Source organism: Roseivivax isoporae LMG 25204 (assembly GCF_000521865.1).
GTDB classification, from domain to species: Bacteria; Pseudomonadota; Alphaproteobacteria; order Rhodobacterales; family Rhodobacteraceae; genus Roseivivax; species Roseivivax isoporae.
Window position 1 is genome coordinate 1 of record NZ_JAME01000163.1, and the last position, 482, is coordinate 482.

Sequence of the window (482 nt, forward strand, 5' to 3'; positions counted from 1 at the left end):
GCCGGAAGCCGCCGGACGGGTCTTCATTCGGCCCACCGGGGGCCTGCACCACGCCGTCCAGGCTGGTGAAGAGGGAAACGATGAGTTTGCGCATGCCGTTCTCCAGGAGAGGGGATCGAGAGGACCCCTGGCACTACGACGAACGAGCCGGGCGCACATCGACAGGGCCGATGCAATAAATGTCTTCGAACCGTCCGGCCCGGCGTCCGCTGGCGGATGCCGGGCCAGACGCGGCGCGTCAACCCGGATGCGGCTGATGCTCGCCCCGCGCGCCTTGCCCGCGGGTGCCGATCAGCGCCAGGATGAAGACGGCGGCCAACACCACGACGATGGTCGGGGCCGGCGCGCTGTCGAGGAAGAAGCTGAGGTAGGTCCCGGCCAGGCAGGCCGCGAGCGACACGGCGACCGCGACCCACAGCATGGCGCTGAAACGCCGCGTGAGCAGGAAGGCGATCGCGCCCGGGCCGATCAGCAGCCCGATC

1 protein-coding gene is annotated in these 482 nt (G+C 69.9%); it reads right to left on the reverse strand.

The annotated features are described in order from the left end of the window. Window positions 1-238 precede the first annotated feature (238 nt). A partial coding sequence (locus tag RISW2_RS23170; protein ID WP_043775998.1) for a metal ABC transporter permease occupies window positions 239-482 on the reverse strand: 244 nt, incomplete at its 5' end.